Source organism: Enterobacter sp. BNK-29 (assembly GCF_048684785.1).
Lineage (GTDB): Bacteria > Pseudomonadota > Gammaproteobacteria > Enterobacterales > Enterobacteriaceae > Enterobacter > Enterobacter cloacae_M.
The window spans coordinates 226,952-253,035 of sequence record NZ_JBLQTU010000001.1 but is presented as its reverse complement, the minus strand read 5'-3'; the positions used below and the strand labels follow the sequence as shown (position 1 = coordinate 253,035).

The window sequence follows — 26,084 nt, the reverse complement described above, 5'->3', positions numbered from 1 at the left end:
TTTAAGCGTGAAAGTATCGTTAACAAATAGAGAACAAATTAACGAAAGGGATATAGCTTTGGCTATATTTCTTGCGCAAGATAAACACAGAATATAGCCATTGCTATATATTTAACTCATTGAGTTTTAACAAGTAAATTGTATATCTTTTCCAGATCGTCAATATTCTTCACCCGAATAAGCAGGCGGCGTTGTTCTAATTGCATCACCAGCACACCGTCTTCGGATAAATTCATCTCTTTAATACGGTTATATTCTATCCACACATTGGCGAAGAAAAATCCGCGGGATTTAAAAATGATTTTCGGCGTGCGGATCCAGAACAGATAAACCGCCATTAATGCCAGCGCACATAATAACCATGTGGTTAATATTGCACCATGGCTGGTGACGTTATTGTAAATAAGAATAACGATGAGACCCGCGAAGATAAACGCATCCACGCGCCCGCGTCGCAGAAGGGGAAGGGAGAGCAGCGTCTCGCCGTGACGGCGGGGCATGATGAATTCGTCATAGATCGCGAAAGCCAGAAGGGCAGCAATAAATAAAACCAGTACGATGTCCGTGACAGTCATTCATCCTCCAGATAAAAAAACCGGGGGCAAGCCCCCGGTCTATAGCATTGAAACTTACAGACCCAGCAGGCCGACAGCGTAGCCAGCGATACCGATGACGAAGAAGCCAACGATAATCCACAGCGGGTTCACTTTCTTACGCAGCAGCCACATGCAGGCAAAGGTCAACAGCAGCGGTACCAGGCCAGGCATAAGCTGGTCCAGAATCGTCTGCACGGTGGTGACGCGGGTCTGACCATCCTGACCGGTGATGGTCGATACCACCAGCGGGATGTTCACGTGCGTCCACTTGTTAACCAGCGCCCCCATGACAAACAGGCCGAGGATTGACGCCCCCTCAGTCAGTTTCTGCAGGAAGCCGCCGCCCATGTCCTTAACGATGTCCACCCCTTTACGGTAGCCGTAGGCCACACCGTAGTAACGGGTCAGCAGGCGCACGGCGTTGAAAAGGATGAAGAACAGCAGTGGCCCAAGCAGGCTGCCGCTCATCGCGATACCGGCACCCAGCGCCGCGAAGACCGGACGCACGGTACCCCAGAAGATTGGGTCACCGACACCGGCCAGCGGACCCATCAGGCCGACTTTGATACCGTTGATGGCACCGTCGTCAATCTCTGCGCCGTTCGCACGCTGTTCTTCCATCGCCAGCGTTACGCCCAGTACCGGAGCCGCTACGTAAGGATGGGTGTTAAAGAATTCCAGGTGACGCTTGATCGCCTGACGGCGCGCTTCGTTGTTTTCCGGGTACAGGCGTTTGATTGCCGGTACCATGGAGAAGCAGAAGCCCAGCGCCTGCATACGTTCGAAGTTCCATGAACCCTGAAACAGGTTAGAACGGATGAACACGCCACGAATATCACCCGGAGTGAGTTTTTTCTCGGTGGTAGTTTTTGTCATATCAACCATTTCGCTCACCTGTTAGTCCAGTTCGTTATCGAGATCGTTGTTACCAGCAGCCTGCGCTGGGGCACCCGCGACGCGGTTATATTTCGGGCTAAGCTGGATGTAGAGAATCGCCATTACCGCACCAATCACACCCAGTGCAACCAGGTTGAAGTTGGTGAAGGCAGCGGTCACGAAGCCGAGGTAGAAGAACGGCATCAGATAGCCTGCGCGCATCATGTTGATGACCATCGCATAACCAACGACCACGATCATGCCGCCCGCGATGTTCAGACCGCCGGTGACCACTTCTGGAATGGCGTTCAGCATGCTCTGCACTTCACTGGTACCAACAGAGATCGCCACGATAACCGCCGGGATCGCGATACGCATCGCCTGCAGGAACAGGGATGAAACGTGGATCCAGGACAGCGCCGTGAGGTTGCCGTTTTCGGCCGCCTTATCCGCCGCGTGCTGGAAGGCAACGGTGATAGTACGAACGATGATGGTCAGAACCTGGCCAGCTGCAGCCAGCGGGATCGCCAGCGCGATACCGGCACCAATACTCTGGTGACCAGCAATAACCAGAACGGTCGAAATGATAGAGGCCAGCGCGGCATCGGGCGCAACCGCCGCGCCGATGTTCATCCAGCCCAGGGCGATCATTTCCAGGGTACCACCGATGATGATACCGGTTTTCATGTCACCCAGAACGGCCCCAATCAGCGTACAGGCCACCAGAGGGCGGTGGAACTGAAATTCATCAAGTACGGATTCCATACCCGCAATACATGCGACGACGAACACCAGCACAATCTGAAGAGTGGTAATCTCCATTGCACTTCTCCTATTACATAAACTTTATATGAGAACCGGCGCGGGCTTATTTCCCAACTTTGCCGATCAAATCCATCATTTTCAGTTTTTGATCCGTAGAAACCTTACGGGCTTCCAGTTCAATACCGCGCGCATTCAGCTTGTTGAATGCCTCGATATCTTTCGCATCGACTGAAATGGCGTTGTTGACCTGCGTTTTGCCCTGACGGAATGCCATACCACCGATGTTCACGGAGGTGATTTTCACGCCGCCTTCAACAATGCGCTCAACGTCTGTCGGGTTAGTGAACAGGAGCATTACGCGTTCACCCGCGTATTTCGGGTTGTTGTAAACGCGGATCATCTTGGCGACATCCACGACGTGCGCGGTAACGCCAGGGGGAGCAACCTGAGTCAGAAGGGTTTTACGAACGGTATCGGCGGCAACTTCGTCGCTGACCACGATAATGCGTCGAACGTTGGTCTCTTTGGTCCAGCGCGTCGCGACCTGGCCGTGGATTAAGCGGTCATCAATACGCGCAAGGCCGATGACCATGTAATCGTTCGGGCCCATCGGTTTTGCCGGTGTTGCCGCTTTTGGTGCCGATGCGGGAGCAGGGGCCGGTTTTTCAACCGGCTGCGCCTTCAGGGCTTTAACCCCTTCGCGACCGGTTTCAACGGCCAGCGCCACCAGCTCATCAAACGCCGGATTGTCGTCGCGCGCCATGAAGGTTTCCACCAGCATGGGAATATTAACCCCGGCGACAACTTCATAGTGCTCTTTATCGACGACAATGCGGCTGGCGGCATTGAACGGGCTGCCGCCCCATGTATCAACGAGAAACAGCACGCCTTTGCTGGTATCCAGCTTCGCGAGTTGAGCGTTGTACTTCTCTATCAGCGTCTCGGCGTTTTCACCGGGAACGAAATCGATCCAGCCGACGTTTTCCTGCTCGCCCAACAGCATCTCTGCCGTTTTGAGTAGCTGCTCAGCAGCCCAACCATGTGTGCCTATGACAATAGCAATGGTCACTTGCTACCTCCTTTTATTATCATTAATACGCCTGCCAGGCAGTCGTACTGAGAATCGTATTGGCGAACCGAATCGATTCAGATAAGGGTTAGAGTTCAAAAAAACTAAGACTTCCGCGAATTATTTTAGATAGTGAAAAAATAATTTATGTGATGAAGATCCGTAATTTAGCCACGCGTTACAGATTTATCTGTAGCGTAAAGCCGCTGTGTTACAGAACTTTGCAAAGGAACGTAAATCTTTGCTAAAAACACAGTGTCTCTGATATGTTTAGCCTCCGTTTAATCGTTCAGGAGTATAGGGTTACAGCCCACTATATGGACCGTCACCGACGTCAGTCATCAACCAGGCCATTTCGCGCCTTATTCACCGGCGATCCTCGCCACGTATCGACACTGTTTGCCTCTGTTTTGCCCACGTTGAGTGGGGCACCGTTTCGTCATTCCTTTAGCAGGAGCTTGTCATGGAATTCTTAATGGACCCGTCAATCTGGGTGGGATTGCTCACGCTGGTGGTGCTGGAGATTGTTCTCGGCATTGATAACCTGGTGTTTATCGCCATCCTTGCGGACAAACTGCCGCCAAAACAGCGTGATAAAGCGCGTCTGATTGGTCTCTCGCTGGCGCTGGTTATGCGACTGGGGCTGCTTTCCGTCATCTCCTGGATGGTCACGCTGACCAAACCGCTGTTTTCCGTCATGGACTACACCTTCTCCGGGCGTGATTTAATCATGCTGATCGGGGGGATATTCCTGCTTTTCAAAGCGACGACGGAGCTACACGAGCGGCTGGAAAACCGTCAGCACGATGATGGGCACGGCAAAGGCTATGCCAGCTTCTGGGTGGTGGTGATGCAGATCGTGGTGCTTGATGCGGTCTTCTCGCTGGATGCGGTGATCACGGCGGTCGGCATGGTGAATCATCTGCCGGTAATGATGGCGGCTGTCGTTATTGCGATGGCGGTCATGCTGCTGGCCTCGAAGCCGCTGACGCGCTTCGTTAACCAGCATCCAACGGTGGTCGTGCTGTGTCTGAGCTTCCTGCTGATGATTGGTCTGAGCCTGGTGGCGGAAGGTTTTGGCTTCCATATTCCGAAAGGCTACCTGTACGCCGCGATTGGCTTCTCGATTCTGATCGAGCTGTTCAACCAGATTGCGCGCCGTAACTTTATTAAGCAGCAGTCGAATCAGCCGCTGCGCGCCCGTACCGCAGACGCGATTCTGCGCCTGATGGGCGGTCGTCGTCAGGTGAACGTCCAGTCTGATTCCGAAAACCATAACCCGGTTCCGGTCCCGGAAGGGGCGTTTGTGGAACAAGAACGCTACATGATCAACGGCGTGCTCTCCCTGGCCTCCCGTTCGCTGCGCGGCATCATGACGCCGCGCGGAGAGATCAGCTGGGTCGATGCAAACCTGAGCGTGGATGAAATTCGCCAGCAGCTGCTCTCTTCTCCGCACAGCCTGTTCCCGGTGTGTCGCGGAGAGCTGGATGAGATCATCGGCGTCGTGCGGGCGAAAGAGATGCTGGTGGCCCTGGAAGAGGGCGTCAACGTGGAAGCCGTTGCCGCCGCGTCGCCGGCGATTGTCGTGCCGGAAACGCTGGATCCTATCAACCTGCTCGGGGTGCTGCGCCGCGCTCGCGGTAGCTTTGTTATCGTCACCAACGAGTTTGGCGTGGTGCAGGGGATGGTCACGCCGCTGGACGTGCTGGAAGCGATTGCCGGTGAATTCCCGGATGCCGACGAAACGCCAGAGATCGTTGCCGACGGTGAAGGCTGGCTGGTTAAAGGTACCACCGACCTGCACGCGCTCTCGCACACGCTGGGGCTGGAAAACGTGATCAACGATGAAGAAGACATCGCGACCGTTGCCGGTCTGGTTATCGCCGTTAATGGACAGATCCCGCGCGTCGGCGATGTGATCGAGCTGGCGCCGCTGCACATTACGATCGTTGAAGCCAACGACTATCGCGTTGATATGGTTCGCATTGTTAAAGAACAATCTGCCCACGACGAAGATGAGTAAGCCGGCTTAGCGCAGCGGCATTAAGGGCACGATGTGCCCGTTATGATGCGCTGGCGGGGATGAACTTCCCGCCAGCCACTTCGGAAAATCCCGTAGCGGCATGGGCCGCGCATAGAAAAAACCCTGCAGGACAGGCACGCCATGGCGGCGCAAGTAGCGCGCCTGCTCCTCCGTCTCGACCCCTTCAGCCACCAGTTCAATATTCAGCCGCTGTCCCAGCGCAATAATCATATCCGTCACCGTCGAGTTCACGGCGTCGGTGCCGATGGCGGTGGTAAACGACTGGTCGATTTTCAGCACGTCCGGGTGAAGCTTTTCAAGCCAGGAGAGGGAGCTGTTCCCGGTCCCAAAATCGTCGATGGCCAGCTTCACCCCTTTGCGATGCAGTTCGCGCACGATGCGATAATCCGCATCCAGCAGCGCATCCCGTTCCGTGAGTTCAATCACCAGCTGCTGACGCGGACAGGCGCTGAACCAGAGGCGGTTCAGGTCCTGTATCAACACCGCGTGACGGAAATGGCTGGCGGCGACGTTAATACCGATGTGAAAACCGGCGCTGGAAGGGAAGTAGCCTATCTGGCGCACCGTTTCGGCGATGACGTAGCGGGTCAGGGGGACAATCTGGTTATGTTCTTCTGCCAGAGGGATAAACACCTCCGGGGTGATCCAACCCTGACGGGGGTTATTCCAGCGCAGCAGGATCTCCACGCCGGTGCAAGCCTGGGTACGGGCATTCACCAGCGGCTGGCAGAAAAGCTCAAATTCCCGCGCCGCAATGCCCATATCGATCTCCCACGTAAAGCTCATCCGGTTTGCCGTTGCCAGCCAGGCGAGATAGCCCAGCAGCAGGCTGAGCATGAGTCCCAGCGGCAGCTGGGCTGGCAGGCTTTTTAAGGCTAATTCTCCAGGCCCTGGCCCGCTGACCGTAATGGTGAAAGGGTTTCGGGTTGACGATTGCCGGAAAAGAGAGCCCTCCTCTTCAAACGTCAGGCTGTCGCTGACGCGTTGTCCATAGCGCAGAAAGCGATCGCCTACGGTTAGCGCCACGTCATTGATGAGCGGGCGCTGGGGCTCAAGGATCATTTTGGCGATCAGATCGATATTGATGATTTCGATTACGCCAGCTTCACCGTCCTGAGAGACGGGATACCACTGGATCAATATCGGGCTACCCTTAAGCAGCCACTGATCGCTCGATAAAATCAGCTTCGCCGTGCTGGCGGGTAATTCTTTCAGGAAGTCGCGAACGGGCACATTGCGGCTCCCGAAAATACTTGAGCAGTACAGGATACCCTCGTTAATCAGGGCGATGGAGCGTACCGTCTGCAAAATGGCGGCCTGCTTTCGCAGCGCCAGGTGCGCCTGCGGGCAGGGCTGCCCAACCAGGGGCTGCAGCACGCTGCGGCGGTTCTCTAAAGAAAGCAGGACGTTATCAAGGGCGCGAACGGTGTGGCTGGTAAAATCGAGGATCCGCTGTTGGTTAACATTGCGCTGTGAAATAAAGCGAATGCCTAACGTCAGGATGAGCGTGAGGAGCGCAACCGTGACACAGACGATAACGCGTTTTCGGCGATAGTTTTTAATGATCGTTTGTGCAGTTTGCATGAACGGTCGCCTGATAAGCCACCAGCCACAAAAGCCGGACGCAACAGTAAAAGTGTAGTGGGGAAAGCTGAAGGAGACGAGAAAGAAGAGGGAAATTCGCCCATCCGTTGCAGATGGGCGAAAGGCAGTATTAGTCGCACTGCACCTTAATGGCCAGGCCACCGCGGGACGTCTCGCGGTATTTCGCGTTCATGTCCTTGCCGGTTTCGTACATGGTTTCAATCACCTTATCCAGCGATACGCGAGGTTCGCTGGTACGGCGCATCGCCATACGTGAGGCGTTGATGGCTTTCACCGAGGCAATCGCGTTACGCTCGATGCACGGCACCTGCACCTGGCCCGCGACCGGGTCACAGGTCAGACCGAGGTTATGTTCCATACCGATTTCCGCCGCCACGCAGACCTGCTCAGGGCTTGCGCCCAGCAGCTCTGCCAGACCCGCCGCCGCCATGGAGCAGGCAACGCCCACTTCACCCTGACAGCCCACTTCCGCACCGGAGATGGAGGCGTTCATTTTGTACAGCGCACCAATGGCACCTGCCGCCAGGAAATAGCGGATGTAGATGTCCGGCGTCACGGGCTCAATAAAGTGATCGTAGTAGGCCAGCACTGCCGGAACGATACCGCACGCACCGTTGGTTGGCGCCGTCACGACGCGGCCACCGGCGGCGTTCTCTTCGTTAACCGCCAGGGCAAACATGTTTACCCAGTCAACCACGTTCATCGGGTCGTTGGAGAACTTGTCCGTGGTCACCAGCATACGGCGCAGGGCAGAGGCACGACGCGGTACGCGCAGTGGACCCGGCAGAACGCCTTCGGTGTTCATCCCGCGGTCGATACAGGCGCGCATGGTTTGCCAGACGTTCGCAAAATAGTCTTCAATCTCTTTTTTGCTGTGCAGGGCCAGTTCGTTCTGCATCACCATGCCGGACAGTGAAAGACCGGTCTCTTTGCAGTAGCCCAGCATCTCGGTAGCCGATTTGAACGGGTACGGTACGCTGACGTCGCCGACGCTGTCTTTGCCAAAATGCTCTTCATCCACGATGAAGCCACCGCCGATGGAGTAGTACGTTTTGCTATAAATCTCTTTTTCACCGCTGTAAGCGTGAATGGTCATGCCGTTTTCGTGCAGCGGCAGGTTGTCGCTACGGAAACGCATGCCGTCATCCTGCGGGAAATCGACTTCCTGCTGGCCGTTTGCCAGCAGCAGGCGGCCGCGTGTTTCCACGTCGCGGATGAATGCCGGGATGGCATCAATATCTACGGTATCCGGCATATTGCCTGCCAGACCCATAATAATGGCGATATCGGTGTGGTGGCCTTTACCCGTTAATGACAGCGAGCCGTAAACATCCACGGCGACACGGGTAACGCTTTCCAGTAATCCTTTTTCGACCAGATCATCGACGAACTGTTTACCGGCCTTCATCGGGCCAACAGTATGGGAAGACGAAGGGCCAATTCCCACTTTGAACATGTCGAATATACTAATCACTTTCACACTCCTGACAGGGTTACCGGGGTTCCAGTAACGATGTTATAACTGCGCATAGTGTAAGAGGGAACACCGACCTCGGCTTAACTATTCACATGAATTAAACTAATGGTTAACGATGGGTTTTGCTAATAGCGCGACGCGGATCGCAAACCTGCAAAAAAGGATGGAATGTAAAGTATAGTCAAGGTTTCAGGCCGATTTGCAGCGCCAGTTCGCGAATGATGCCCGCCGTCATGCCCCAGACAAAATAATGCTGATACCAGGACAACCAGACCCGATGGTCATGCCCGCGACGATGGATATCCAGCGGATGATAACGGCTTAGCCGAAGCGCCTCTTCAAGCGGCATTTCAAACACCGCGGACACCTCATCGACGCTGGCGTGATACTGCAGGCCCGGCGGGATAATGCCCACCACCGGCGTGACCTGAAAACCGGTGACGCTGTCGACGGGCGGCAGCACGCCGATGACCTCAACGGCCTCCGGCGGAATGGCAACCTCTTCCTGCGCTTCCCGCAGCGCGGCGGCAATCAGCGAGGCGTCGGAGCTGTCTACTGCGCCACCCGGAAAGGCGACCTGACCCGCGTGCTTGCGTAAATGGGGAGAACGCTGGGTGAGCAGCAGGCCCGGCTGCGCGCGACGCACGACCGGGATCAGCACGGCCGCCTGACGCTGGTTCAGCGCTTCGCGGTTGACCTGCGGTCGTAATAGCTGAAAGCGAGATAAAAAATCGTCCAGCGTCAGGTTCTCTTTTTCCACCCGTGATTACTCCAGTTGTTTCAGGATACGGTTAACTTTATCAAAGGTTTCCTGATATTCCGCATCGACCTGGCTATCGGCAACAATGCCGCCCCCGGCCGAACAGTAAAGGTTTCCGTCGCAGGCCGTCAGCGTGCGAATGGTAATGCTGGTATCCATGGTGCCGCACAGGCTGATATAGCCGATGCTGCCGCACCAGGCGTTGCGGCGGTGCGGCTCCAGCTCATCAATGATCTCCATCGCCCGCACCTTTGGCGCGCCGGTGATGGAGCCACCCGGAAATGCGGCACGGAGCAGATCGCAGGCGGTGCGAGAGGCGGGCAGACGTGCGGTAATGGTGCTGACCAGGTGATGCACCGCCGGGAAAGGCTCGACGACAAACAGTTCCGGCACGCGCACGCTGCCCGGTTCGGCGACGCGGCCAATATCGTTACGCATCAGATCGACAATCATCAGGTTCTCGGCGCGGTCTTTCGGAGAGGCGGCGAGTTTTTCCGCCTGCTGGCGATCGGCGTCGGGATCGGCAAGACGCGGCAGAGTGCCTTTAATCGGACGGGTTTGAATCGTGCCCTCGGCCAGATGAATAAAGCGCTCGGGTGACAGGCTGAGTATGGCCCCCTGTTCCAGGCGGACAAACGCGCTGAAGGGCGCCTTGTTGCTGGCGTTAAGACGGGTAAACGCCTGCCACTCATCTCCCCGGTATGTCGCCTGGAAGCGCTGGGCGAGGTTAACCTGATAGCAGTCACCGCTTTGCAGATACGCCTGAACGCGCGCGAATTTTTCGGCGTACTCCGCTGCGCTCATATTTGAGCGCCAGCCTGAGGTCAACGTAAACGTCTGTGCCGGTGCAGGCTGTTGCGCCTCAAGCCACGCCAGACGCGCCTGCACGTCATGATGGCTCAGCAGGGAAACCGTTTTTTTCTGGTGATCAACTATTAACGCCCAGTCATACAGCCCCACGGCCATGTCTGGCAGGGAAATATCAGCCTGCGCATGCTCTGGCAGCGTTTCGAAACGGCGACCCAGATCGTAACCAAACAGGCCCAGCGCGCCCCCCTGAAAAGGGAGATCCGGGTTCGGCGCGGCAGATAAGCCCAGCGCGTTAATGGCCTGCTGCAGCTGCTTCAGGGGATCGTCCGTTAACGACAGGTCATCGGTTGTCAGCGTCTTTAGCGGATCGGCCACCAGAATATCGAAGCGGCTATAGGGATGGTCCGCATGGCCGGAATGCAGAAGCATCGCAAACGGAAGATGGCTCAGGCGGGCAAACCAGAATTCAGCGGCGTCTGCACGCCAGGGCAAGGTAATAACAGTGGGGAAGCGCATGTTCATGTGTGGCATACTACCGGGCAGCGTGAAATAATTAGCGCGAATAATTTAGCAGGAGTTGACGATGTTTGCAGGTTTACCTTCTCTGAGCCATGAACAGCAGCAGAAAGCGGTTGAGCGAATTCAGGAACTGATGTCCCAGGGGATGAGCAGCGGACAGGCGATTACCGTTGTCGCAGAGGAGATTCGCGCCAGTCATTCCGGCGAGCGGATCGTGGCGCGTTTCGAAGATGAAGATGAAGATCCAGAAGAGTAATCGGGCCTACACCGCCGCGATAATCTTAATCTCTACCTTATATTCCGGCTTCATCAGCGTGGCCTGTACGGTGCAGCGTACAGGCGCGTGACCCGCCACTACCCATGCATCCCAGGCTTTGTTCATCGCCGCGAAATCCTCTTTGTTTGCCAGGAAAATCGTTGCATCCAGAATGCGGGATTTGTCGCTGCCCTGTTTTTCCAGCACCGCGTCAATCTGCGCCAGGGTGTTAGCCGTCTGCTCGAACGCATCCGCATCCAGGTTAGCCGGTACGCCGGTGTAGTAGAGCGTCTGGTTATGGATCACCACATCAGACCAGCGGGCTTCGGCATCAATGCGCACAATTGTCATAAACGTTTCCTCGTTATTTTTCGTCGTCAGGCGGCAAGACTGCCATATTGTTCTCGTGTCGTCACTATTTGGGGTGGCACAGGAGAGGATGGGCTGACATAATCCCTGTGCAAAAATACAGTGAGAGAGCACCGTGGCAGACGATTTTTCCCCTGAAGGTCAATTAGCGCAGGCTATTCCCGGCTTCAAGCCCCGTGAACCTCAGCGCCAGATGGCGCATGCCGTTGCACGCGCCATCGATAAGGCTCAGCCGCTGGTGGTCGAAGCCGGAACCGGCACGGGTAAAACGTATGCTTACCTTGCTCCGGCGCTGCGCGCGAAGAAGAAGGTGATTATTTCCACCGGATCGAAGGCGCTGCAGGATCAGCTCTACAGCCGCGATTTGCCCACGGTGGCGAAAGCGCTGAAATACAAGGGGCGTCTGGCCCTGCTGAAGGGGCGCTCTAACTATCTCTGCCTGGAACGTCTTGAGCAGCAGGCGCTGGCGGGCGGCGACCTGCCGGTGCAAACCCTCAGCGACGTCATTATCCTTCGCGCCTGGGCGAACCAGACTGAAGAGGGTGATATCAGCACCTGCGCGAGCGTGCCGGAAGACTCGCCTGCCTGGCCGCTGGTGACAAGCACCAACGACAACTGCCTCGGCAGCGACTGCCCGCTGTATAAAGACTGCTTTGTGGTGAAAGCGCGCAAAACGGCGATGGACGCGGACGTGGTGGTGGTGAACCACCATCTGTTCCTCGCGGATATGGTCGTCAAGGATAGCGGTTTCGGCGAGCTGATCCCGGAGGCGGACGTGATGATCTTCGACGAAGCCCATCAGCTTCCGGACATCGCCAGCCAGTACTTCGGCCAGTCGCTTTCCAGCCGCCAGCTGCAGGATCTGGCGAAAGATTTCACCATCGCTTACCGGACCGAACTCAAAGATACCCAGCAGCTGCAGAAGTGCGCCGACCGTCTGGCGCAAAGCGCGCAGGATTTCCGCTTGCAGCTCGGCGAGCCGGGCTATCGCGGTAACCTGCGCGAGCTGCTGGCGGACAAAAACATCCAGCGCGCGCTGCTGCTGCTCGATGATGCCCTCGAACTCTGCTACGACGTGGCAAAGCTGTCCCTCGGCCGTTCCGCGCTGCTGGACGCGGCCTTCGAACGCGCCACGCTCTATCGCGGGCGGCTCAAACGGCTGAAAGAGATTAACCAGCCGGGGTTCAGCTACTGGTATGAGTGTACCTCGCGGCACTTCACGCTGGCGCTCACGCCGCTGACGGTGGCGGATAAATTTAAAGAGGTGATGGCACAAAAGCCTGGAAGCTGGATCTTCACCTCGGCAACCCTGTCGGTGAATGACGATCTGCATCACTTCACGGAACGTCTCGGCATTGAGGATGCGGAATCGCTGCTCCTGCCCAGCCCGTTCGATTACGAAAAACAGGCGCTGCTCTGCGTTCCCCGTAATCTGCCGCTGCCGAACCAGCCGGGTGCGGCGCGCCATCTGGCCGCGATGTTAAAACCGATGATCGAGGCCAACAACGGCCGTTGCTTTATGCTCTGCACCTCTCACGCCATGATGCGTGATCTCGCCGAGCAGTTCCGCGCCACCATGACCTTACCGGTGCTGTTGCAGGGAGAAACCAGCAAAGGCCAGCTGTTACAGCAGTTTGTCAGCGCCGGAAATGCCCTGCTGGTAGCAACCAGCAGCTTCTGGGAAGGGGTCGATGTGCGGGGGGATACGCTTTCGCTGGTGATCATTGATAAGCTGCCGTTTACCTCTCCGGACGATCCGCTGCTGAAGGCGCGCATGGAAGACTGCCGTCTGCGCGGGGGCGATCCGTTTGACGAGGTACAGCTCCCGGACGCGGTGATAACCCTCAAGCAGGGGGTAGGGCGATTAATCCGCGACGTTACCGATCGCGGCGTGCTGGTCATTTGCGATAACCGGCTGGTGATGCGCCCTTACGGAGCGACCTTCCTTGCCAGCCTGCCGCCCGCGCCGCGGACGCGGGACATAAAACGCGCGGTGCGTTTCCTGGCAAACCCAACGGCGGAGTAATTTACCCCGGAGTGTGCTAAGATGCGCGCCATTTTGTGACTGACCCTTGCGAGAGCGCGACGACTGATGCGAATTCTGGCTATTGATACCGCGACAGAGGCTTGCTCTGTCGCTCTGTTGAACGACGGTGCTGTTTCTGCTCATTTCGAAGAGTGCCCACGGGAACACACCCAACGCATTCTGCCCCTGATAAAAGCCATTTTAACCCAGGGCAACACCTCCTTAACCGACCTCGATGCGCTGGCCTTTGGCCGTGGCCCCGGCAGCTTTACGGGCGTACGTATCGGGATTGGCATTGCGCAGGGGCTGGCGCTGGGCGCCGAACTGCCGATGATCGGCGTCTCTACCCTCGCCACCATGGCGCAGGGCGCATGGCGCATGACCGGGGCAACGCGCGTGCTGGCCGCGATTGATGCCCGCATGGGCGAAGTTTACTGGGCCGAATACACCCGCGACGAGCAGGGCGTGTGGCACGGCGAAGAGACGGAAGCCGTGCTCAAGCCGGAAGCGGTCACTGAACGACTGCAGCAGCTCTCCGGTGAGTGGGCAACAGTCGGCACAGGCTGGCCTGCGTGGCCGGAGATGGCGACCGGCACAGGCGTGACGCTGGTGGACGGCAACATGCTGCTGCCGGCTGCGGAAGATATGCTTCCGATTGCCTGCCAGCTGCTCGCAGCAGGAAAAACCGTTGCCGTTGAACACGCGGAGCCGGTTTATTTGCGAAACACCGTTGCGTGGAAGAAACTTCCGGGCCGCGAGTGAATCTCAGTAACAGGAACTGAGAAAAAGGAGTCGCATCATGGCGGTTCAGACTAAAGTAGTACGCCTTATTATGGCAGGCGCTGTTGCCATAGCACTGAGCGGATGCGTTTCCGTTCCTGATGCGATTAAGGGCAGCAGCCCGACGCCACAGCAGGATCTGGTGCGGGTGATGAATGCGCCTGAGCTTTACGTCGGCCAGGAAGCGCGCTTTGGCGGTAAGGTCATCGACGTACAAAACCAGCAGGGGAAAACCCGTCTGGAGATCGCGACCGTTCCGCTGGACAGCGGCGCGCGGCCGGTACTGGGTGAGGCCTCCCGCGGCCGTATCTATGCGGACGTCAGTGGTTTCCTCGATCCGGTTGATTTTCGCGGACAGCTGGTGACCGTCGTCGGGCCGATTACCGGTGCCGTGCAGGGCAAAATCGGCAGCACGCCGTATAAATTTATGACCATGCAGGTGAACGGCTATAAGCGCTGGCGGCTGGCACAGCAGGTGATCATGCCGCCTCAGCCGATGGATCCGTGGATGTGGGGTCCACATCCTTATCGTTACGGCTACCCGGGCTGGGGCTGGTATAACCCGGGTCCTGCACAGGTTCAGACGATCGTTACTGAGTAACTCACTGTTATTGTTAGAAAAGAGACAGCGGCTCAGCCGCTGTCTCTGTTTTTTTACGGATAAAACGAAAAAAAAGAGTGACGCGCTTCGCAACCTTAAATGTGAACAATTAATAAACTGGTACGCTGAGTTAATATAATGTTAACAAACTGTTTATTATCGGGGTTGTGATGACGACGAACACTCATTTCAGAGGTGATGCATTGAAGAAGGTTTGGCTTAACCGTTATCCCGCAGATGTTCCTGCTGAGATCAATCCTGACCGTTATCAATCCCTGGTGGAATTATTTGAGCACTCGGTAAGGCGCTACGCGGACCAGCCCGCATTCGTGAATATGGGCGAGGTCATGACGTTCCGTAAGCTTGAGGAGCGTAGCCGCGCGTTTGCGGCGTATCTGCAGGAAGGGCTGGGGCTGCAAAAAGGGGACCGCGTCGCTCTGATGATGCCGAACCTGCTGCAATACCCGGTGGCGTTGTTCGGTATCCTGCGAGCCGGGATGATTGTCGTCAACGTCAACCCGCTGTACACCCCGCGCGAGCTGGAGCATCAGCTGAACGACAGCGGCGCAGCGGCGATTGTCATTGTGTCCAACTTCGCCCACACGCTGGAAAAAGTGGTCGACAAAACCCAGGTTAAACACGTCATCCTGACGCGCATGGGAGATCAACTCTCCACTGCCAAAGGCACGCTGGTTAACTTTGTCGTCAAATACGTCAAGCGCCTGGTGCCAAAATACCACCTGCCGGACGCCATCTCGTTCCGCCGCGCGCTGCATGCGGGCTACCGTATGCAGTATGTGAAACCCGAAGTGGTCGCGGAAGATCTTGCGTTTCTGCAATACACGGGTGGGACCACCGGCGTTGCTAAAGGGGCCATGCTTACCCACCGCAATATGCTGGCAAACCTTGAACAGGTGAACGCTACCTACGGGCCGCTGCTGCATCCGGGCAAAGAGGTGGTGATCACCGCGCTTCCGCTGTATCACATCTTTGCGCTGACCATGAACTGCCTGCTGTTTATTGAACTGGGTGGTCAGAACATCCTCATCACCAACCCGCGCGATATCCCGGGCCTGGTGAAAGAGCTGTCGAAATACCCGTTCACCGCCATGACGGGGGTAAACACCCTGTTTAACGCGCTGCTTAATAACAAAGAGTTCCAGCAGCTGGATTTCTCCACGCTGCATCTCTCTGCGGGTGGCGGCATGCCGGTTCAGCAGGCGGTCGCCGAGCGCTGGGTGAAGCTCACCGGCCAGTATTTGCTGGAAGGCTATGGGCTGACGGAATGTGCTCCGCTGGTCAGCGTGAACCCACACGATATCGACTATCACAGTGGAAGCATTGGTCTGCCGGTTCCTTCGACAGAGGCCAAACTGGTCGATGATAACGATAACGAAGTCGCGCCGGGCGAGCCGGGTGAGCTTTGCGTCAGAGGTCCGCAGGTGATGCTGGGTTACTGGCAGCGTCCCGATGCGACTGACGAAATCATTAAAGACGGCTGGCTGCACACCGGTGATATTGCGGTAATGGATGACGAGGGCTTCCTGCGCATCGTCGATCGCAAGAAAGACATGATCCTGGTCTCCGGTTTCAACGTCTATCCGAATGAGATCGAAGACGTGGTTATGCAGCACAGCGGCGTACTTGAAGTGGCGGCTGTCGGCGTCCCTTCCGGCAGCAGCGGTGAAGCGGTTAAGATATTTGTGGTCAAGAAAGATCCTTCCCTGACGGAGGAGGCGCTGGTAACGTTCTGCCGCCGTCAGCTGACGGGCTACAAGGTGCCGAAGCTGGTTGAATTCCGCGATGAGCTGCCGAAATCCAACGTCGGAAAGATATTACGACGAGAATTACGTGACGAAGCCCATGGCAAAGTAGACAATAAGGCCTGAGCTTCACGCTAATCGCCCAGACGCCGGTTAAGCCGGCGTTTTTTATGGGCGCAAACAAAAGAGAACCCGTTTTGAATTACCAGATGATCACGACCAACGACGAGCTGGCTTCGCTGTGCGAAGTGACGCGCGACTTCCCTGCCATTGCCCTGGATACCGAGTTTGTCCGTACCCGGACCTATTATCCGCAGCTGGGTTTGATTCAGATGTACGACGGTAAACACGTGTCGCTGATTGACCCTCTCGGCATTACCGACTGGACGCCGATGCGTGACCTGCTGCTCGATACCGCCGTGACGAAATACCTGCACGCAGGCAGTGAGGATCTGGAAGTCTTTCTGAACACCTTTGGCATCATGCCCCAGCCGCTGATTGACACGCAGATCCTCGCGGCATTCAGCAATCGTCCGCTCTCATGGGGCTTTGCTGCCATGGTGGAGGAGTATACGGGCCTGACGCTGGATAAAAGCGAATCCCGTACCGACTGGCTGGCACGCCCGCTTACCGAGCGTCAGTTGGAATATGCGGCGGCAGACGTGTTTTACCTGCTGCCGATTGCCGGACAGCTGATGAAAGAGGCAGAAGCCTCCGGCTGGCTCGCTGCTGCGCTGGACGAGTGCCGTATGACCCAGCAGCGTCGTCAGGAAGTGGTTGACCCGAAAGAGGCCTGGCGCGATATCAGCAACGCCTGGCAGCTGCGTACGCGTCAGCTGGCATGCCTGCAGCTGCTGGCAGACTGGCGCTTGCGTAAAGCGCGCGAGCGCGATCTGGCCGTTAACTTTGTGGTTCGCGAAGAGCATCTCTGGGCGGTCGCTCGCTATATGCCGGGCAGCCTGGGCGAGCTGGACAGCATTGGCCTTTCGGGCAGCGAGATCCGCTTCCACGGTAAAACCCTGCTGGCGCTGGTCGCCAAAGCGCAGGAGCTGCCGGAAGATGCGCTGCCGGAACCGCTGCTGAACCTGATGGACATGCCGGGCTATCGCAAAGCGTTTAAGGATATCAAAGCGCTGGTGCAGGCAGTTGCAACGGAAAGCAAGCTGAGTGCGGAACTGCTCGCCTCACGTCGTCAGATTAACCAGCTGCTGAACTGGCACTGGAAGCTGAAGCCGCAGAATGGCGTGCCGGAGATGATGGCAGGCTGGCGCGGGGAATTGATGGCCGATCGCCTGAATACGCTGCTGGACGGTTATCCGCGATAAAAAAATATGCCGGGCGATATACCCGGCATATTTCCCCGGTGGCGCTGCGCTTACCGGGGCGACGAAAACACAAACCTACGGACGCGACTCTTCCGCTTCCGGGAGCGTAACGTTCAGCTCCAGAATCGAAATATCCCCGTCTTTTTGTTCCAGCTGCACCGTGACCATCTCCGGGTCAATCTGCACATACTTACAGATCACTTCCAGGATGTCCTTGCGCAGCTGCGGCAGGTAGTGAGGCTCGGCGTCGCTACGACGACGCTCCGCAACGATAATTTGCAGACGTTCTTTTGCGATGTTGGCGGTGTTCTTTTTCCGCGAGAGAAAAAAGTCCAGTAATGCCATAACTTATCCTCCGAACAGGCGTTTGAGGAAACCTTTCTTCTCTTCTTCAATGAAGCGGAAAGGACGTTCTTCTCCCAGCAGACGGTCAACGGTATCGGCGTAAGCTTTACCTGCATCTGCCAATGTATCAAGGATCACTGGCTCGCCCTGGTTAGAGGCGCGTAACACGGACTGATCTTCCGGGATAACGCCCACCAGCTTAATGCGCAGGATCTCCAGCACGTCTTCCATGCTCAGCATGTCACCTTTGTTCACGCGGCCCGGATTGTAGCGGGTGAGCAGCAGGTGTTCTTTAATCGGGTCTTCGCCATTTTCCGCACGACGGGATTTAGAGGCGAGGATGCCCAGAATGCGGTCTGAGTCACGCACGGATGAAACTTCAGGGTTAGTGGTGATGATCGCTTCATCAGCGAAGTAGAGCGCCATCAGGGCACCGGTTTCGATGCCTGCAGGGGAGTCGCAGACAATGAAGTCGAAATCCATTTTTTTCAGATCGTCGAGCACCTTTTCCACGCCTTCACGGGTCAGGGCGTCTTTGTCACGCGTCTGAGAAGCCGGGAGAATGTAGAGGTTCTCGGTGCGCTTGTCTTTAATCATCGCCTGGTTAAGCGTGGCATCGCCCTGAATGACGTTTACAAAGTCATACACGACGCGACGCTCGCATCCCATGATGAGGTCGAGGTTACGCAGACCGATATCGAAGTCGATAACGATGGTTTTCTTTCCCTTCTGGGCCAAACCAGTAGCGATGGCCGCGCTGGAGGTGGTCTTGCCAACGCCTCCTTTACCCGAAGTAACAACAATAATGCGTGCCATAGAAATTCCTTGTTAAAAAGGGATCAATTCAACGGTTGAACGGTCAACGCGTCGTCTGCCAGAAGCAGGCGAGCCGCTTTGCCATAAAATTCGGCTGGGATCTTGTCGCTCAGCCAATATTCACCTGCGATGGACACCAGTTCCGCCGTCAGGTGAGTACAAAATATTTGCGCATCTCGATCGCCACTTGCACCTGCGAGCGCACGTCCACGCATCATACCGTATACGTGAATATTGCCATCTGCAATCAGCTCAGCGCCAGCACTGACGTGGCTTGTAACAATCAGATCACAGTTTGGTGCATAAATGCGCTGACCGGAACGAACCGGCACATCAATCATTCGCGTTTTTGTGACGGTAGTAACGTTTTGCACCGCAGGAGGGGGCGTTTGCACGGCAGCGGGTGCCGCACGCGAGGCTTTTTCTTTGCCCTCATTCAGAAGGGGCAGCCCCGCACGCTCAATTTCCGCTTTCAGCTCAGCATCTTTGCAGCCGCTGATGCCCACGATTCGCAGTCCGGTCGAGGAGACGGCCTGCTGGAGAAGTTTCCAGTTAACCGGAGCCTCAAGACCGCTGACGTTGATAACAACAGGGGCGTGCTTCAGAAAGGCGGGAGCCTGGGCGATTTTGTCTTCTAACGCCTGACGAATAACCTCGGGTTTTGCATCATGCAAATGTACCACTGATAAGGTGAAGCTACTGCCTTTAAGCTCGATGGGCGTGTTTGACATCCTGGCCTTACTCAATTTGCTATTAACCGCAACCACTCGCTGCGATATTCCGAAGAGTATCAGGCATGTTATAGTCAGGAGTATATTGAGGCAAGCAACCACCCATTAATTCAGAGTAAAAACATGTTTTGTGTGATCTACAGAAGTACAAGCCGTGACCAGACCTATCTTTATGTCGAAAAGAAAGACGATTTTTCACGCGTGCCTGAAGAATTAATGAAGAACTTTGGCCGACCACAGCTGGCGATGCTGCTGCCGCTTGATGGTCGTAAGAAACTGATTAATGCCGATCTGGATAAAGTGAAAACGGCCTTAGCCGAGCAAGGCTATTATTTACAGCTTCCACCGCCACCCGAGAATTTATTAAAACAGCATCTTGAGGCGAACGGTAAAAAATAGTCTCAACTGTTTTTGGGCACAACACATCAACCGTTTAGGGGTCGACCATGTATCAACATCATAACTGGCAAGGTGCATTACTGGATTATCCCGTCAGCAAAGTGGTTTGCGTGGGCAGCAACTACGCAAAACATATTCAGGAGATGGGCAGCGCGACGCCAGAAGAGCCGGTCCTGTTTATTAAGCCTGAAACGGCGCTTTGCGATATACGCCAGCCGCTGGCGCTGCCGCAGGGGCTGGGTTCGGTGCATCACGAAGTTGAACTCGCGGTGCTGATCGGCGCGACGCTTCGCCAGGCCTCAGAAGAACATGTTAAAAAAGCGATTGCCGGATACGGCGTGGCGCTGGATCTGACCCTGCGTGACGTGCAGGGCAAAATGAAGAAAGCAGGACAGCCGTGGGAAAAAGCCAAAGGGTTTGATAATTCCTGCCCGATTTCGGCGTTTGTGCCGGTGAGCGAATTTACCGGCGATCCGCAGGACACGCCGCTCAGCCTGAAGGTTAACGGCGAGATCCGCCAGCAGGGCACCACGGCAGACATGATCCATAAGATTGTGCCCCTGATCGCCTACATGAGCCGCTTCTTTACCCTTAAACCTGGCGATGTGATCCTGACCGGAACCCCAGAAGGCGTTGGTCCGCTACTCAGCGGTGACGAGCTAGAGGTCGGTTTTAACGGCCTGTCGCTGAAAACTCGCGTGCTGTAACCCCATCTTGCCGCCTGAAGAGGGCGGCAAAACTTGCAACAACGTGCCAGACTCGTTATAAGGTGCGCTTTCTTTTGACGTGTGGACATCCTGATGAACGACATCCCTTTCTGGCAAAGCAAAACTCTCGACGACATGACTGACGCGGAATGGGAATCATTGTGCGACGGCTGCGGGCAGTGCTGCCTGCACAAGCTGATGGATGAAGATACGGACGAAATCTACTTCACCAACGTTGCCTGCAAGCAGTTAAACATTAAAACCTGCCAGTGCCGCAACTATGAGCGCCGGTTTGAATTTGAGCCTGACTGCATCAAGTTAACCCGGGATAATCTGCCGACGTTTGAATGGCTGCCGCATACCTGCGCGTATCGCCTGCTGGCGGAAGGGAAAGGTCTGCCTGACTGGCATCCGCTGTTAACCGGTTCAAAAGCGGCGATGCACGGTGAACGTATCTCTGTGCGCCACATCGCGGTGAAAGAGTCCGAGGTGCGTGACTGGGAAGACCACATCATGAATCACCCGACCCGTTGAGATTAAAAAACCCGCCGAGGCGGTTTTTTTTGTGCTTGTGCGGCCTGATGCCCTCACCCTAACTCTCTTCCACGGGATAGGGCGCAAGCACTAAAAACGGCAACCGAGGTTGCCGTTTTGCTTTTACCTTCCGAACAGATCGCGTTTCTTCGGTTTGAACGGCTGAGCGATCAGCACCAGCAGCGCCACGACGAAGTAGGCCGCAAAAATGCCCACCAGCCACTGCGGCATCTCCAGCGTCAGGAATTCCCACTGACGAACGGAGCAGTCACCGGATGCGACAAACACCTGCGGCAGCCATTTGTCCAGCGGCAGCCAGCTCGGGAAGCGGGCGGCAAAATCACAGGTCATAAACGGTGACGGATGCAATTGCATCATGGTGTGCTGCCAGGAGAGTTCAATTCCTTTCCAGGCGCTGTAGATCCAGATGGCAATACCGGCATAGCGAAGCGGCGATTTTGGGGCAATCGCGCCCACCAGGCCCGCCCCCATAATGCCGAACAGCGCGCAGCGTTCGTAAATACACAGTACGCAAGGTTTCAGTCCCATTACGTGCTGGAACCACAGCGCGACCATTTCCAGCGCAAAGGCGGTCAGGGCCATTAACAACCACGCTCCGCGACCGCGGGAGCACTGGTTTAAAAATCTCAACATAATCATTTCCCTGGAACATGCTTAGAAAGCGCAGTGTAAACGAATTCGTTTTTCGCGCCACCTGTACCTGGCGAAATAAAACGTAATTGGATGTTTATCGTGCGAAAAGGCAAACGGGCAGCGAACTGCCCGAGATGCATAGTTTACTGCGCCGCAAGTATACCCGCTTGTACCAGCCATTGCGTACAGGGAATGAGGGTAATTTTGACGCAAAGCAATCCGACGATCGTGAGCACCAGCGTATAGGGCAGCGCCATCCACACCATCCTGCCATAAGAAAGACGTATGAGCGGCGCGAGGGCGGAGGTCAGCAGGAACAGGAAGGCGGCCTGGCCATTTGGCGTCGCTACCGACGGCAGGTTGGTACCGGTGTTGATCGCCACGGCCAGCAGCTCAAACTGTCCGGCGCTGATAACGCCTTGCTCCATGGCCGCTTTGGCCTCGTTGATGTAGACCGTCCCGACAAAGACGTTATCTGAGATCGACGAGAGCAGGCCGTTAAACAGGTAAAACAGCGAGAGCTGAGCATCCGGCGAGGCCTGTAATACAAAGGCAATAATCGGCGCGAACAGGTGCTGGTCGATAATAACCGCCACGACGGCAAAGAACACCGCCAGCAGGGCGGTAAACGGCAGGGCTTCGGTAAACGCCTTGCCGATGGCATGTTCGTCCGTCACGCCGGTAAAGGTGGTGGCGAGAATAATGACTGACAGGCCAATCAGCCCCACTTCGGCAAGATGGAACGCCAGCGCCGCGATAAGCCAGACGCCGATGATCCCTTGGGCAATCAGTCGTAGCGTCTCCTGGCGCGTCCGCTGGCTTCGGCTCTGCACATCGAATTTATGCAGTTCCTGACGTACCGGCTCAGGGAGCTGCGCCCCGTACCCAAAGAGGCGAAACTTCTCCACCAGCAGACAGGTCGCTAGCCCGCAGATCAGCACCGGTACGCTCACCGGGGCCATTCTCAGGAAGAAATCACCGAAGTGCCAGCCCGCCGCTTTGGCAATGATCAGGTTTTGCGGCTCGCCCACCATGGTCATCACGCCGCCCAGGGCGGTACCGACGCCGGCATGCATCATCAGGCTGCGCAGAAACGCGCGGAACTGTTCCAGCACGTCACGGTTATGCGCCTCGACGTGGCTGTCATCCTGCAGGTCCTCATTTGGGCGAGAGGAGGCCACGCGGTGATAAATACCGTAAAACCCAACCGCGACGCTGATCACCACCGCGACGACCGTCAGCGCATCCAGGAAGGCCGACAGGAAGGCGGCGGCAAGGCAAAACGCCAGCGAGAGGAACATTTTCGACGGAATGCTGAGCAGCAGCCGCGTGAAGATGAACAGCAGCAGCTGTTTCATAAAGTAGATGCCCGCCACCATAAAGATCAGCAGCAGAAGCACTTCGAGATTAGACGCCAGCTCTGCTTTGACATGCTCGGCGCTGGTCATACCGACGACGACGGCTTCAAACGCCAGCAATCCGCCCGGCAGCAGGGGATAACATTTCAGCGCCATGGCCAGGGTGAAGATAAACTCCGCCACCAGCAGCCAGCCGGCGATAAAGGGATTCACGCTAAAAATGATGGGATTAACGACCAGGAAAACCAACAGTATCAGTTTATACCAGTCAGGAGACTGGCCTAAAAAATTGCGCCAAAGCGCGCGCCCAAAAGAAATTTCCACAACAGACGTCCTTCCCGTCAAGTAAGACAAAACATCAGTATACGCAAAAATCGCGGCCTGGAGGCGGATAAGGCTGCATTGTAAATTTCACAAAAATGAAACGGCGATCCCTCTTTTCTCTCTTTGCCGCGCTACCTGCTACAGCGTGCCTCTGGTATGATGAGTCCAATTTGCTAAAGCTGTGTAATGGAAATCTCACTATGGTCATTAAGGCGCAGAGCCCGGCGGGTTTCGCGGAAGAGTACATCATTGAAAGCATCTGGAATAATCGTTTCCCTGCGGGGTCCATTCTTCCGGCTGAACGCGAACTCTCTGAACTGATTGGCGTCACTCGCACCACGCTGCGTGAAGTGCTTCAGCGGCTGGCGCGCGATGGCTGGTTGACGATCCAGCACGGTAAGCCTACGAAAGTGAACAACTTCTGGGAAACGTCCGGGCTGAACATTCTTGAAACGCTGGCGCGTCTTGACCATGAAAGCGTGCCGCAGCTCATTGATAATCTGCTCTCCGTTCGCACCAACATCGCGACGATCTTTATTCGTACCGCTTTCCGTCAGCATCCGGAAGACGCCCTTGCGGTGCTGGCCACAGCGAACGAGGTGGAAGATCACGCCGATGCTTTTGCCACCCTCGATTACAACGTGTTTCGCGGCCTGGCGTTTGCCTCCGGCAACCCGGTGTACGGCCTGATCCTCAACGGTATGAAAGGGCTTTATACCCGGATTGGCCGCCACTACTTTGCCAATCCGGAAGCGCGTAGCCTGGCGCTGGGCTTCTACCATAAGCTGAGCAAGCTCTGTACCGAAGGCCTGCACGATCAGGTTTATGAGACGGTGCGTCGCTACGGTCACGATTCCGGTGAAATCTGGCACCGTATGCAGAAAACGCTGCCGGGTGATTTAGCGATTCAGACCCGCTAAAAGAAAAAACCTCTCATACGAGAGGTTTTTTTTCGCCCGGTGGCGCTTCGCTTACCGGGCCTACAAAACCTGTAGGCCGGGTAAGGCGTAGCCGCCACCCGGCAAAAAAACGCTACAGCGTATTCAACCGCGCCGGGCAACGTTCCAGCAGCTCGACGCTCCCGTCTTCATTCTGCTGCTCCAGCTGCACGTCAAAGCCCCACAGGCGATGCACGTGCTTCAGCACCTCTTTACGCCCTTTATCCAGCGGCGCGCGATTGTGCGGAATATAGCGCAGCGTCAGGGAGCGGTCACCGCGCAAATCGACGTTCCATACCTGAATATTCGGCTCAAGGTTGCTCAGGTTGTACTGGGAAGAGAGGCGAGAGCGGATCTCACGGTATCCCTCTTCGTTATGGATAGCGGAAATCTCCAGATAGTTGTTGCGGTCATCGTCCAGCACGGTAAAGAAGCGGAAATCACGCATGATCTTCGGCGACATAAACTGGCTGATGAAGCTCTCATCCTTAAAGTCGCGCATCGCAAAGTGCAGCGTTTCCAGCCAGTCAGAACCGGCGATATCCGGGAACCAGTATTTGTCTTCTTCCGTCGGCGACTGGCAGATGCGCTTAATATCCTGGAACATGGCGAAGCCAAGCGCATACGGGTTAATCCCGCTGTACCACGGGCTGTTGTAGGGCGGCTGGAACACCACGTTGGTATGGCTGTGGAGGAATTCCATCATGAACCGCTCGGTCACTTTTCCCTCGTCGTACAGATGGTTAAGAATGGTGTAGTGCCAGAAGGTCGCCCAGCCTTCGTTCATGACCTGCGTCTGCTTTTGCGGGTAAAAATACTGGCTCACCTTGCGCACGATGCGCAGGATCTCACGCTGCCACGGCTCCAGCAGCGGGGCGTTCTTCTCCATAAAATAGAGCAGGTTTTCCTGCGGCTCGGACGGGTAACGACGCGCTTCGGCGATCGTTTTTTCCTCCTCACGCTTCGGCAGGGTACGCCACAGCATGTTCACCTGGCTTTGCAGGTACTCTTCGCGGCTTTTCTGCCGGGCTTTTTCCTCCTGCAGGGAGATTTTCTGCGGGCGTTTATAGCGGTCCACGCCGTAGTTCATCAGGGCGTGGCAGGAGTCGAGCAGTTTTTCCACTTCGTCCACGCCGTAGCGCTCCTCGCAGTCGGTAATGTATTTACGGGCGAAGATCAGGTAATCGACGATGGAGCTGGCATCCGTCCAGCTGCGGAACAGGTAGTTATTCTTGAAAAATGAGTTGTGCCCGTAGCAGGCATGCGCCATCACCAGCGCCTGCATGGTAATGGTGTTCTCTTCCATTAAATAGGCAATACACGGATTGGAGTTAATCACAATCTCATACGCCAGCCCCTGCTGGCCGTGCTTATACAGCCGTTCCGTTTCAATAAATTTTTTACCAAACGACCAGTGCGGATAGTTAATCGGCATCCCGACGCTGGAGTAGGCGTCCATCATCTGTTCGGACGTAATGACTTCAATCTGATGTGGGTAGGTATCCAGACGATACAGCTTTGCGACCCGGTCGATTTCGGCGAGGTAAACATCCAGCAGCTCGAAGGTCCAGTCGGGTCCATCGCTCAGACGTGTGTTGTCCTTGTTCAGGGAATCAATAGTAGCCATTAGCGCGCCC

At 56.0% G+C, this 26,084-nt stretch carries 27 protein-coding genes; 12 read left to right on the top strand and 15 right to left on the bottom strand.

What is annotated here, in order from left to right:
- Positions 1 to 116: 116 nt before the first annotated feature.
- Genes ACMGGX_RS01170 through manX form a run of 4 tightly spaced genes read right to left on the bottom strand, consistent with a single transcriptional unit; the run spans position 117 to position 3,306 of the window.
- Entirely contained in the window at positions 117 to 575 is a 459-nt protein-coding gene (locus ACMGGX_RS01170; RefSeq protein ID WP_181593336.1) for a DUF986 family protein, read from the bottom strand.
- A 54-nt stretch (positions 576 to 629) separates the two neighbouring features.
- The gene (locus ACMGGX_RS01165; RefSeq protein WP_006810994.1) at positions 630 to 1,481 is read right to left on the bottom strand and encodes a PTS mannose transporter subunit IID; all 852 of its coding nucleotides are present in this window, start codon (positions 1,479 to 1,481) and stop codon (positions 630 to 632) included.
- A gap of 12 nt (positions 1,482 to 1,493) precedes the next feature.
- Entirely contained in the window at positions 1,494 to 2,294 is an 801-nt protein-coding gene (manY, locus tag ACMGGX_RS01160; protein ID WP_008500490.1) for a PTS mannose transporter subunit IIC, read from the bottom strand.
- 46 nt (positions 2,295 to 2,340) lie between these two features.
- Positions 2,341 to 3,306, bottom strand: a complete 966-nt coding sequence (manX, locus tag ACMGGX_RS01155) for a PTS mannose transporter subunit IIAB (protein WP_205916283.1) — start codon at positions 3,304 to 3,306, stop codon at positions 2,341 to 2,343.
- 266 nt (positions 3,307 to 3,572) lie between these two features.
- On the opposite strand from manX, the gene ACMGGX_RS01150 reads away from it, so the two are divergent.
- Both ACMGGX_RS01150 and yoaE read left to right on the top strand, forming a co-directional pair.
- A complete protein-coding gene (locus tag ACMGGX_RS01150; protein WP_407044014.1) occupies positions 3,573 to 3,782 on the top strand; it encodes a protein YoaL in 210 nt (69 codons plus the stop codon).
- Positions 3,770 to 5,329, top strand: a complete 1,560-nt coding sequence (gene yoaE / locus ACMGGX_RS01145) for a CNNM family cation transport protein YoaE (RefSeq protein ID WP_420297925.1) — start codon at positions 3,770 to 3,772, stop codon at positions 5,327 to 5,329. Before ACMGGX_RS01150 ends, yoaE begins: the two co-directional genes overlap by 13 nt.
- A gap of 6 nt (positions 5,330 to 5,335) precedes the next feature.
- Here yoaE and ACMGGX_RS01140 read toward each other — a convergent pair whose 3' ends face one another.
- The 4 genes from ACMGGX_RS01140 to pabB all read right to left on the bottom strand — a co-directional run bounded on the left by ACMGGX_RS01140 (position 5,336) and on the right by pabB (position 10,524).
- Entirely contained in the window at positions 5,336 to 6,934 is a 1,599-nt protein-coding gene (locus ACMGGX_RS01140) for an EAL domain-containing protein (protein ID WP_420297924.1), read from the bottom strand.
- A 130-nt stretch (positions 6,935 to 7,064) separates the two neighbouring features.
- Positions 7,065 to 8,429: an L-serine ammonia-lyase gene (sdaA, locus tag ACMGGX_RS01135; RefSeq protein ID WP_023312197.1), complete on the bottom strand. Its 1,365-nt coding sequence runs from the start codon at positions 8,427 to 8,429 to the stop codon at positions 7,065 to 7,067.
- A 184-nt stretch (positions 8,430 to 8,613) separates the two neighbouring features.
- A complete protein-coding gene (locus ACMGGX_RS01130) occupies positions 8,614 to 9,192 on the bottom strand; it encodes a CoA pyrophosphatase (RefSeq protein ID WP_023312196.1) in 579 nt (192 codons plus the stop codon).
- 6 nt (positions 9,193 to 9,198) lie between these two features.
- The gene (pabB, locus tag ACMGGX_RS01125; RefSeq protein ID WP_420298739.1) at positions 9,199 to 10,524 is read right to left on the bottom strand and encodes an aminodeoxychorismate synthase component 1; all 1,326 of its coding nucleotides are present in this window, start codon (positions 10,522 to 10,524) and stop codon (positions 9,199 to 9,201) included.
- 61 nt (positions 10,525 to 10,585) lie between these two features.
- Between pabB and ACMGGX_RS01120 the strand changes: the two genes are divergently transcribed.
- The gene (locus ACMGGX_RS01120) at positions 10,586 to 10,777 is read left to right on the top strand and encodes a YoaH family protein (protein WP_033145823.1); all 192 of its coding nucleotides are present in this window, start codon (positions 10,586 to 10,588) and stop codon (positions 10,775 to 10,777) included.
- A gap of 6 nt (positions 10,778 to 10,783) precedes the next feature.
- Here the strand turns inward: ACMGGX_RS01120 and ACMGGX_RS01115 are convergent, their stop codons facing one another.
- Positions 10,784 to 11,128, bottom strand: a complete 345-nt coding sequence (locus ACMGGX_RS01115) for a RidA family protein (RefSeq protein WP_023312193.1) — start codon at positions 11,126 to 11,128, stop codon at positions 10,784 to 10,786.
- Positions 11,129 to 11,261: 133 nt separating this feature from the next.
- Here ACMGGX_RS01115 and ACMGGX_RS01110 point away from each other — a divergent pair, with 133 nt between their 5' ends.
- From ACMGGX_RS01110 to rnd, 5 genes are all read left to right on the top strand, one after another.
- A complete protein-coding gene (locus ACMGGX_RS01110; RefSeq protein WP_039263631.1) occupies positions 11,262 to 13,172 on the top strand; it encodes an ATP-dependent DNA helicase in 1,911 nt (636 codons plus the stop codon).
- 66 nt (positions 13,173 to 13,238) lie between these two features.
- Positions 13,239 to 13,934 carry a tRNA (adenosine(37)-N6)-threonylcarbamoyltransferase complex dimerization subunit type 1 TsaB gene (tsaB, locus tag ACMGGX_RS01105; protein WP_181593332.1) on the top strand — a complete coding sequence of 232 codons (696 nt, stop codon included), beginning with the start codon at positions 13,239 to 13,241 and terminating at the stop codon, positions 13,932 to 13,934.
- 37 nt (positions 13,935 to 13,971) lie between these two features.
- Positions 13,972 to 14,553: a Slp family lipoprotein gene (locus ACMGGX_RS01100; RefSeq protein WP_032658483.1), complete on the top strand. Its 582-nt coding sequence runs from the start codon at positions 13,972 to 13,974 to the stop codon at positions 14,551 to 14,553.
- Between the two features lie 203 nt (positions 14,554 to 14,756).
- Positions 14,757 to 16,442, top strand: coding sequence for a long-chain-fatty-acid--CoA ligase FadD (fadD, locus tag ACMGGX_RS01095; RefSeq protein ID WP_420297923.1), 1,686 nt, complete (start codon positions 14,757 to 14,759; stop codon positions 16,440 to 16,442).
- Positions 16,443 to 16,513: 71 nt separating this feature from the next.
- The gene (rnd, locus tag ACMGGX_RS01090) at positions 16,514 to 17,641 is read left to right on the top strand and encodes a ribonuclease D (RefSeq protein ID WP_115504063.1); all 1,128 of its coding nucleotides are present in this window, start codon (positions 16,514 to 16,516) and stop codon (positions 17,639 to 17,641) included.
- A gap of 75 nt (positions 17,642 to 17,716) precedes the next feature.
- Here the strand turns inward: rnd and minE are convergent, their stop codons facing one another.
- Genes minE through minC form a run of 3 tightly spaced genes read right to left on the bottom strand, consistent with a single transcriptional unit; the run spans position 17,717 to position 19,533 of the window.
- Positions 17,717 to 17,986 (bottom strand): cell division topological specificity factor MinE, encoded by a 270-nt coding sequence (gene minE, locus ACMGGX_RS01085; protein ID WP_008500504.1) that lies wholly within the window; start codon positions 17,984 to 17,986, stop codon positions 17,717 to 17,719.
- A gap of 3 nt (positions 17,987 to 17,989) precedes the next feature.
- Positions 17,990 to 18,802 carry a septum site-determining protein MinD gene (minD, locus tag ACMGGX_RS01080; RefSeq protein WP_029742160.1) on the bottom strand — a complete coding sequence of 271 codons (813 nt, stop codon included), beginning with the start codon at positions 18,800 to 18,802 and terminating at the stop codon, positions 17,990 to 17,992.
- A 23-nt stretch (positions 18,803 to 18,825) separates the two neighbouring features.
- On the bottom strand, positions 18,826 to 19,533 hold the full coding sequence (minC, locus tag ACMGGX_RS01075; RefSeq protein WP_059346912.1) for a septum site-determining protein MinC: 708 nt from the start codon (positions 19,531 to 19,533) through the stop codon (positions 18,826 to 18,828).
- Between the two features lie 123 nt (positions 19,534 to 19,656).
- On the opposite strand from minC, the gene ACMGGX_RS01070 reads away from it, so the two are divergent.
- From ACMGGX_RS01070 to ACMGGX_RS01060, 3 genes are all read left to right on the top strand, one after another.
- Positions 19,657 to 19,932: a YcgL domain-containing protein gene (locus ACMGGX_RS01070; protein WP_029742143.1), complete on the top strand. Its 276-nt coding sequence runs from the start codon at positions 19,657 to 19,659 to the stop codon at positions 19,930 to 19,932.
- A 47-nt stretch (positions 19,933 to 19,979) separates the two neighbouring features.
- Positions 19,980 to 20,639 (top strand): fumarylacetoacetate hydrolase family protein, encoded by a 660-nt coding sequence (locus tag ACMGGX_RS01065; protein WP_029742142.1) that lies wholly within the window; start codon positions 19,980 to 19,982, stop codon positions 20,637 to 20,639.
- Between the two features lie 93 nt (positions 20,640 to 20,732).
- Positions 20,733 to 21,173 carry a YcgN family cysteine cluster protein gene (locus tag ACMGGX_RS01060; RefSeq protein ID WP_024909872.1) on the top strand — a complete coding sequence of 147 codons (441 nt, stop codon included), beginning with the start codon at positions 20,733 to 20,735 and terminating at the stop codon, positions 21,171 to 21,173.
- Positions 21,174 to 21,296: 123 nt separating this feature from the next.
- On the opposite strand, the gene dsbB is transcribed toward ACMGGX_RS01060, so the two are convergent.
- Together dsbB and nhaB are read right to left on the bottom strand one after the other, a co-directional pair.
- The gene (dsbB, locus tag ACMGGX_RS01055; RefSeq protein ID WP_024909807.1) at positions 21,297 to 21,827 is read right to left on the bottom strand and encodes a disulfide bond formation protein DsbB; all 531 of its coding nucleotides are present in this window, start codon (positions 21,825 to 21,827) and stop codon (positions 21,297 to 21,299) included.
- A gap of 143 nt (positions 21,828 to 21,970) precedes the next feature.
- Complete coding sequence (nhaB, locus tag ACMGGX_RS01050; protein ID WP_047061072.1) at positions 21,971 to 23,509, bottom strand: Na(+)/H(+) antiporter NhaB; 1,539 nt, start codon at positions 23,507 to 23,509, stop codon at positions 21,971 to 21,973.
- Between the two features lie 200 nt (positions 23,510 to 23,709).
- On the opposite strand from nhaB, the gene fadR reads away from it, so the two are divergent.
- On the top strand, positions 23,710 to 24,429 hold the full coding sequence (gene fadR / locus ACMGGX_RS01045; protein WP_023312180.1) for a fatty acid metabolism transcriptional regulator FadR: 720 nt from the start codon (positions 23,710 to 23,712) through the stop codon (positions 24,427 to 24,429).
- A 112-nt stretch (positions 24,430 to 24,541) separates the two neighbouring features.
- On the opposite strand, the gene ACMGGX_RS01040 is transcribed toward fadR, so the two are convergent.
- Positions 24,542 to 26,074, bottom strand: coding sequence for a SpoVR family protein (locus tag ACMGGX_RS01040; protein ID WP_023293929.1), 1,533 nt, complete (start codon positions 26,072 to 26,074; stop codon positions 24,542 to 24,544).
- Positions 26,075 to 26,084: the final 10 nt, after the last annotated feature.